Here is a 7,403-nt window from a genome sequence, read left to right as displayed (position 1 = left end):
ATAATGGCTCATTGGTTGCTCCTATAGTTTTGAGGTTTTAACCTCGGTTCTGATTGGAGAGTTTTATAACTACTCCGTTTTTTAGGAGCAACCACTTTACACTTCGCCTTTAAGAGCGAGCGCGATTACAGTATGTATATATGTTTCCTCATCTATCATCTGAAACAAACGCGTTGCTTTTAGCTCATCATTGATTTGGTTGGCAATTTGTAGATAGAGTCTATTTGCCCGTTTTTTAAATGAATCGCACAAGATCAGGGCTTTATAGGGCTTAGTGAGCGATTCTTCGTATTCAAGATGCTCTTTGATTTCAGTAAAGAGCCATTTTCTAGCGAGTTTGAAGTTAGGTGTTTTTGGAACGCTGTCGAGAATGGATATATAGATAAAATTAAGCGTTTGGAAATGATTGCAGCTTTTTGGATTAGTGACAGTTTGAGGGGGTGGAAAATAGGCTCTTTCTTTTGCCTCTCTGAAAATAGCCTTTGTTGTGTCATCCGCTTTCTCATAAGCTTCAGTCCAAGCTCTTTGTTTCACTAGACTGTATGAGTCAATAAATGATTTAGCGGGGCAGACGGCTTCTAAGAATAAATATTCGGGGAGTTCATGATAGTGCAGATATTTTTGATTTTTTTTGCTTTGCAAAAGTGTTAGGGGCTTAGCGCAATCTTCTACGTGAGGGATATAGGGAAATCGGTTTGAAAGGATTGAACACACGCGTAAATTACGCATTACCGGGAAGTCCATATCGACCATTTTCCAAGCAAGATGATAAAGAATCTTCTTTTCCGTTTCAGCGCCTCGGTCTTTTAAGAGAGCCGCATGCCGTCTCATATGTTCCGCAGAGGAAATGGCAATTTTACGAATCAAGGGTGGAACTGAAGACATAGCGAATATATGAAAGCGATCGTGCAGATTAAATTCAATGTGCGGACTAAGAAAGCCATCCGCTTTGGCGATTTGTTTTAGCTGATGTTCGACTAAGTAGGCGCAGCTTATAACTCGCTCGTTTGTTTTGGCATCTATTGCGACTTGACGGATAGGGACTGCACCAAATACGGGTTTGGGCGTGACGGCCCACCGTTTAAATGAGGTGCGGGTAAATAGAGTGAATAATTCAAGAGAGGGTAAGCAGCGTTCGCGCGAATCTATAACTTTATAGCTTTTGGATGTAAACAATTTAACGCCTAAATCTTCTAATCGATCTAGGATTGTTTTTTGTTCTGACTTTTTTGTTCTGAATCGGATGATCCATCGCTCAAGGCGGCTCATTGTTCTCAGTTGCTCTAAAAATTGGCCTAGCGCTTTCTGATTGATGTAACCGCGCATTGTTTCAATAAAATAGGACAGAGAAGGTAGATCAAAGGATAATCCATCTTTGGATACCGGATCAAAACAGTCAAATTCAATCCCATGCATTTTTAGGGTTAAAATATCTGAGAGGCGAATGACAATTTTAGCTTCACAAATCCCATCAAAAAAACCTTTTAAGGCGTGATGGAAGTCCTCAGGTTCAATTGAGTGATAAGAACCTGTTTCAAGGTGATGGCAGATGCGATGAATGTTTTCTGTAGTATCGCTTAAGGAGGTGAGCGTTTCACCGATCTTAAGACGATCCTCTTCAGGAATATGCTTTGTCAGGTCGTATTTATCAAACTCACGATCATAGCTTAATCCTATAAAGGGAGTGGCATCTGCCGCTTGAGGAAAGCTGATGGATAATGTACTCGTTGCCATAAGTTAAAAAATAGACCCAAATTTGTGGAAAATAGGGGGGTTAATTTTCCGAAGGGGAATTTGTGGGATCGAGATTGAAGACAAAAGATTGGAATTCGGGTTGTTCTCTAAGGTTTTCAAGCCAGACATCCTCGAGGATATCATCGAGGTGGGGAAGTGCATCGAACTCTTGAGCCTTTTGGATGAAGTGCATCGCCTTGTCAAAGTGTCTGAGGATGGAATAGAGGCAAGAGAGGTGGTAGTAGGCATGGACATTGCCCAATTTTGCTGCCTGAATCATTTTGTATTCTGCTTCGATATAGGTCGCAAGAGATTCTTCTTCACTAGAGAGCGCCTCTGCAAAATTAACCATTGTCAATGCCCAATCGAGCAATAAAAGATCATTTTCTTCCGCGTTTTGAGCCGCAATTTGGTAATGGAATAGAGATTTTTGGTAGAGCTCTCTTTCAAGTGTGAGCTCTGCAAAATGCGAATAGACAAGTGCAAGTTTGTGGTGAATATCGGGGTGATCCGGATCAGAGAGGAGCACATGGGTTAAGATTTCAATGGCTTTAACATAGTAGGCGTCATCTTCTGTCTGATCTGCATAGGCATCGAGAGCAATGGCGTATTGAAAGAGCCATTCGGGATGTAAGTAGACGGCATTTTTCTGCTTGCTAATCGCCTGTTCATAATAGAAAAGAGCCACTTGTAGTGTTGCCTTTGCACCATCGATTTGATGGAGTTTAAAGTGAGTGAGGCCCATTTCGTAAAGATAGATGCTCTCTGTCTTGAGGTGGATTGCTTTTTTGAAAAAGGAAATGGCCTGTTTAAACATTGCCTCATCATTTTCAATACCGGCGGCGATTGCATATGTATGTCCTATAGCAAACCAAAGTTTGTCATAGGTGCGATCAATAGAAAGGCCTTCTTGGAACTTTTCAATGGCTTGGTAGTAATAGTCAATATCGTTGAAGTATTTAGCAAAGCTAAAAAGGCAGATTCCATGTGCATAGAGCGTTTCGGGAGAGAGATAGCCTTCATCAATATAGCCTAAGATTTTGTTTTCCGCTTCATGCAAATAATCCATATTGTCATGAAGAACGCCCAAATAAGAGAGTGCTTCTGACCAGAGCGCAGCAACATACTCATCTTTTGGAGCAGCCGTTTGCGCGATTTTGCATTTTTCGATAGCACTTGAAAGGCGTTTGATATCACTCAGTTGTTTACCTGATTGGACAAGGATCTCAGCCCATTCGGCCCACAGGTTTTCTTGCTTTGGATTGATTTTCGCACATGAGGAAAAACAATCATTAGAGCGTGAAAAATGATCTTCATCATGAGTGAAGAAATAGAGCTTTTTTAATGATATCGCTAAGAAAAACCAAGCATCTGCTTCATTGGGATTGAGTTTGATCGAGGTAGCAAAACAGTCGATAGCTTGAATATAGAGCATTTCGTCGTCAATTTGGTAAGCCATTTCAAGACAGGCTTCACCAAACTCGATCCAAAAATCAAAGGAGTGAGAGGGGAACATCTCTTTGGCTTGGTTAAATGACTCTAATGTGACATTAAAGTCGCAAATCTCTCCCGATTTGCGAGCGATTTCAAGCATATTTGAGGCGATTTCGATATAGAGATCATAAAGGACGTGCTTTTCTGCAAGGTCACTTAAATCAAGTGCCTTTTTAAATTTTTCTTTTGCTTCTAAAAAATAATGGAATTTTCCAGTTAAAAGGCCCAAGTGATAGAGATTGCGGGATATCGCATGCGAGGCTTCAAACGATTTGGGATTGATCTTGAGGGCAGCCTTGAATTTCTTATTTGCCGCGAGGAGGAGCTTTTCGTCATTTTGCTCATCACCAAAATTGGCGATGGAGAGGCCCATGTCAAAAAAAAGTTGAAAATTGTCAGGATCGAGAGATTCTGCATAGGAGAAGAACTCAAGGCCTGATGGATCACCTTTAGCTAGCAGCAATTCCCCTTGGCTAAAGAAGAGGCTTGAGTGGCGTTCTTTAGGCAAGTTAAAGTCGATTGGGGCTAACGTAAAGATATCCTCAGAGAGGGGCTTAGAGAGCGTTTTTCGATCTTTTGTCATGCAAAGTCACATTCTAATGGTTGATACTTTAGGGATCCAGATTATAAGTCAGCTTCTTATTTTCTACAATCCATACAACTTCTTTCAATGAAAAAAAACAAGGGAATTCAAAGCGTTTTTTTAGGCTTGAGCTTTCAAAAAGAGATGGTTATAATTTCGAATATTAATTTAAAATTTACATTATAATTTTTTTTAAAAAAATGATTTATCATCGAAAGATTTTTTTACAAGACACTGATGCTACAGGTGTTATCTATTTTTCGCAGCAATTAAAAATTTCTCTTGAGGCCTTTGAAAATTTTCTGGAAAAGAGTGAATTGCCCCTATCTCACATCATCCGAGAAGGTGATTATTTAATGCCTATTGTCCATGTTGAATCAAATTTTATAGCTCCGATTCGAGTTAATGATGCGCTTTGTGTTGAAATGTATTTAAAGCATATGGGCTCATCCTCATTCACACTCGATTTTTATCTGCATAATGGAGCTCAAAAAGTAGGAGATGCCCGCATTGTGCATTGCGTGATGGATAGAGAAAAAGGAAGGCCGTGTGTTATTCCAAGCATGCTTAAACAGATTCTTCAAACGCTACCGGTGGGAAGATCTGAAGAGCGCACCTTAATCCCCTCATAAGAAGGCATAGGTAGGATTTGATGGGGCCGTTTAAAAGGCGGCAGTACCTTTTCAATCAGACTTCTTAATGAATGTAGATCAAAGGGGTGGCTTTCAATAAAAGCAATGGGGATTTCACCGTATTCCGGATGCTCTTTACCAATGACTTTAGCAGAAATAACTCCCGGAACCGTATAAATTGCATCCTCAATTTCCTCTAAGGATATATTTTCTCCCCCTTTAATAATGACTCGATCGCTCCGCCCATGCACAATCAGGCTTTGATCGGGTAATAGGCTTCCAAGATCTGATGTGATGAAACAATTTTGATGTGTCAAGGGCGTAGGGGTAAATTTTTTATCGATGATATAACCGAGAAAAAGGGTTTCTCCTCCGACACAAATATGCCCCTTTTCATCTATACAAATGTTGCGGTAAGGGAGCACTTTTCCAATACAATAATAGCCCATGGCAATGGAAGAGGCCATTTCTGTCATGCCATAAGTTAAATAGATCTTCAGGTTGTTTTTTTTTGCCTGCAGAAGTAGGTCGGAGCCTATTTTACTTCCTCCAACCATAAAGTGGATCTGAGAGAGGTTTTTATCGGATTTGGCACATGAGAGAATGCGGTAGAGTTGAGTGGGAACCATTGAAGTCCAAGTAGGCAATTGCTCTTGAAGGTCATTGATGAGATGATCTTTAGATGTTGGCAATATGAGTGTTGCTCCTACATAAAATACTCGAAAGGCTGCGCAAACACCGGCTACGTGAAAGAGGGGGAGAGAGAGGTACCAGCTCGTTTTGGATGTCAATGAGAAGCGCTCAATAAAGCCCTTAGCGCTATAAAAAAAATTAGCATAAGAAAGAACGGCAATTTTTGGGTTGGCCATTGATCCCGATGTTTTAAAAAGTAAAAAGGGAAGATCCGATGGGTTGCTATGTGAGTTAAAGTCAAAGGTTGAGAGGGGAAGGGGTGATTGATTCTCATGGGGGTTAAGAAGTGAAAGAGGAAGACCCAGTCGCCTGCAAGCAAAAATCATGACGAGCGTATCGATCGTAGGATGGGCTACAATGGTCGGGATATTTTGATGAGATTGAGAAGAGAGGGATGTGACTTTTTTTTCAATCAATTGGTCGAGTTCTGAATAAGAGAGAGTCTTATTTTGATGTCGAATAGCAGGAGCATGAGGGGTCATTTTTGTCCATTGCTTAACAAGGCACTGCATAGCGACAATCCTTGATAAATTTGATGGTGTCAATGCCTAATGGATAGGGTTGTTGCTCGCGAAGTGCCATTTTTTTGATCTGATCGATTCCAATAACAGATTCGAAACTCGAACTGAGTGTCCATTTTTTAGATAATAAATTGAGCTTAGCTATTGTTTCTAATAGATAGGGTTGCAAAGAGGGCTTGATAATCGCTACGTCAAATTCAATGTCATTGATAAGATTTTCAAGTGGATAGAGGCGCAATGTTTCATCAAGAGCTAAAGCGCATCCCGTTTCATTGCGAACCATGTCCATCGACTTAAAATCTGCGCCCGGTTCTTCGACATAATCAATCGCATGGGGGGGAAGAGATGAGAGAAAGGCAATCGCTTCTTTTGCCTTCCAATTGCGATTCATATCGAGACGCAGCGAAATGCGGGCTAGAGGTAGCTCACGAAAAAGTTGAATTGCTTCTTGCGATGTCAGGTTGCCTACCTTAACTTTGATTGAGGTATGGCCTTGTTCTATAGCGTTATGAAAGTCACTGACGAAATTGCTGTGATTGGCAAAGAGAAGTTGGGTGACAGCTTGAACAGGGATAGGATCAATAGGGTGAGTGAGCTCGTTTTGGATAGAATCAAGGGCAAAATAAAGAGAAGGGGAGGTGGCCTCTTTAAGCATTTCAGTGAGGGAGTGGGACCTAATGCGTTTGAACTCATTTAGAGCGTCATCGAGTGTTTCTTTTCCGTAAGGGGGAAGAGGAGAGATATCTCCCGTGTATGACATTCCGTTTTCAAAAGATAAAACAAGATGAGCCCCTTGTTTTGATTTGATACCTAATTGTTGAAAATAAAGTTCATAAGGGCGGATTTCAAATTTGTCGATGTGCATAGAATACGTTAAACATAAAAATCAGAGTATAGCTAAGCAATAAAAAACTGCTGCTCATCAAATGTTTTCCAATTTCAATGGGTTTTTTATTTGTGTAAATGTCGATAACCATGGGGACGGCTGTTAAGATGACGAAGCTGGCAGAAATCATGACACTATATGTAGGATAAAATAGCCAAAGCCAGACAGGGACAAAAAAAGCTCCTGCTAACATGACAACGATTTCAGCGCAGCCAAAATCGATGCCAAAGCGGACGACAAGGGTTTTTTTATTGGCAATTGTATCTTGTTTGACATCGCGAATATTATTGATTGCAAGAAGGACGGTTGCAAGACAACCCGGAGCTAAGGATGAGACGATAACCGCCGATGAGATTTCAAATGTTTGTAGCCAGTACGAGGTGACTGTTGCGATCGGTCCGAAAAAGATTAAGACGACAAGATCTGCTAAACCCGTATAAGAAAGAGAGAAGCGCCCTGCGGTATAAAAGAAAGCTAAAAGAGTAGAGACAATTGCCAATATAAGAATGGGAACGCCTCCGCGATAAATGAGGTAGGAAGAGCAAAGGGCAATTAAACTAATGCATAGACCCATTGCAAAACGCATTTCACCAAGGGAGATAAGGTTTTTATGCAGACCTCTGATGGGGCCAATGCGATCAGGTGTATCGGCGCCATTTTTTATATCAAAGTAATCATTAGCAAAATTTGTCAAAATTTGAATGAAACACGCTGCAAAAAATGTACAAACAAATGTCATAATGCTGAACATTTCATTGACGACTGCAAATGAGCTTCCAATAAAGACCGGTGCCACGGAAGCAACGAGTGTGCGTGGGCGGGCGGTCATAAACCAAATGCGAAATTTTCCAATATGCATC

Annotated in this window: 6 protein-coding genes; 1 reads left to right on the top strand and 5 read right to left on the bottom strand. The window is 40.8% G+C overall.

Annotation, left to right across the window (positions count from 1 at the left end; translation table 11 throughout):
* Positions 1-96: 96 nt before the first annotated feature.
* Together K9M07_06475 and K9M07_06470 are read right to left on the bottom strand one after the other, a co-directional pair.
* Positions 97-1,734, bottom strand: a complete 1,638-nt coding sequence (locus K9M07_06475) for a hypothetical protein (GenBank protein MCF7852868.1) — start codon at positions 1,732-1,734, stop codon at positions 97-99.
* Positions 1,735-1,774: 40 nt separating this feature from the next.
* The gene (locus tag K9M07_06470; protein ID MCF7852867.1) at positions 1,775-3,811 is read right to left on the bottom strand and encodes a hypothetical protein; all 2,037 of its coding nucleotides are present in this window, start codon (positions 3,809-3,811) and stop codon (positions 1,775-1,777) included.
* A 200-nt stretch (positions 3,812-4,011) separates the two neighbouring features.
* On the opposite strand from K9M07_06470, the gene K9M07_06465 reads away from it, so the two are divergent.
* Positions 4,012-4,443: a thioesterase family protein gene (locus K9M07_06465; protein ID MCF7852866.1), complete on the top strand. Its 432-nt coding sequence runs from the start codon at positions 4,012-4,014 to the stop codon at positions 4,441-4,443.
* Here the strand turns inward: K9M07_06465 and K9M07_06460 are convergent.
* Genes K9M07_06460 through menA form a run of 3 tightly spaced genes read right to left on the bottom strand, consistent with a single transcriptional unit; the run spans position 4,392 to position 7,402 of the window.
* Positions 4,392-5,648, bottom strand: a complete 1,257-nt coding sequence (locus tag K9M07_06460) for an AMP-binding protein (protein MCF7852865.1) — start codon at positions 5,646-5,648, stop codon at positions 4,392-4,394. The two genes, K9M07_06465 and K9M07_06460, sit on opposite strands and share 52 nt — an antisense overlap.
* Complete coding sequence (locus K9M07_06455) at positions 5,632-6,522, bottom strand: hypothetical protein (protein ID MCF7852864.1); 891 nt, start codon at positions 6,520-6,522, stop codon at positions 5,632-5,634. The genes K9M07_06460 and K9M07_06455 overlap by 17 nt, the downstream gene beginning before the upstream one ends.
* Complete coding sequence (menA, locus tag K9M07_06450) at positions 6,503-7,402, bottom strand: 1,4-dihydroxy-2-naphthoate octaprenyltransferase (GenBank protein MCF7852863.1); 900 nt, start codon at positions 7,400-7,402, stop codon at positions 6,503-6,505. Before menA ends, K9M07_06455 begins: the two co-directional genes overlap by 20 nt.
* Position 7,403 lies beyond the last annotated feature (1 nt).

It is taken from the genome of Simkaniaceae bacterium, assembly GCA_021734805.1.
Classification (GTDB): domain Bacteria; phylum Chlamydiota; class Chlamydiia; order Chlamydiales; family JACRBE01; genus Amphritriteisimkania.
The sequence above is the reverse complement of the archived record's forward strand: the minus strand, read 5'-3'. Positions and strand labels throughout refer to the sequence as shown.

Bases quoted from the DNA above. Each gene is read 5' to 3' on its own strand.
- K9M07_06475 (MCF7852868.1), bottom strand. From the start codon at position 1,734: ATGGCAACGAGTACATTATCCATCAGCTTTCCTCAAGCGGCAGATGCC.
- K9M07_06470 (MCF7852867.1), bottom strand. From the start codon at position 3,811: ATGACAAAAGATCGAAAAACGCTCTCTAAGCCCCTCTCTGAGGATATC.
- K9M07_06465 (MCF7852866.1), top strand. From the start codon at position 4,012: ATGATTTATCATCGAAAGATTTTTTTACAAGACACTGATGCTACAGGT.
- K9M07_06460 (MCF7852865.1), bottom strand. From the start codon at position 5,648: ATGCAGTGCCTTGTTAAGCAATGGACAAAAATGACCCCTCATGCTCCT.
- K9M07_06455 (MCF7852864.1), bottom strand. From the start codon at position 6,522: ATGCACATCGACAAATTTGAAATCCGCCCTTATGAACTTTATTTTCAA.
- menA (MCF7852863.1), bottom strand. From the start codon at position 7,402: ATGCATATTGGAAAATTTCGCATTTGGTTTATGACCGCCCGCCCACGC.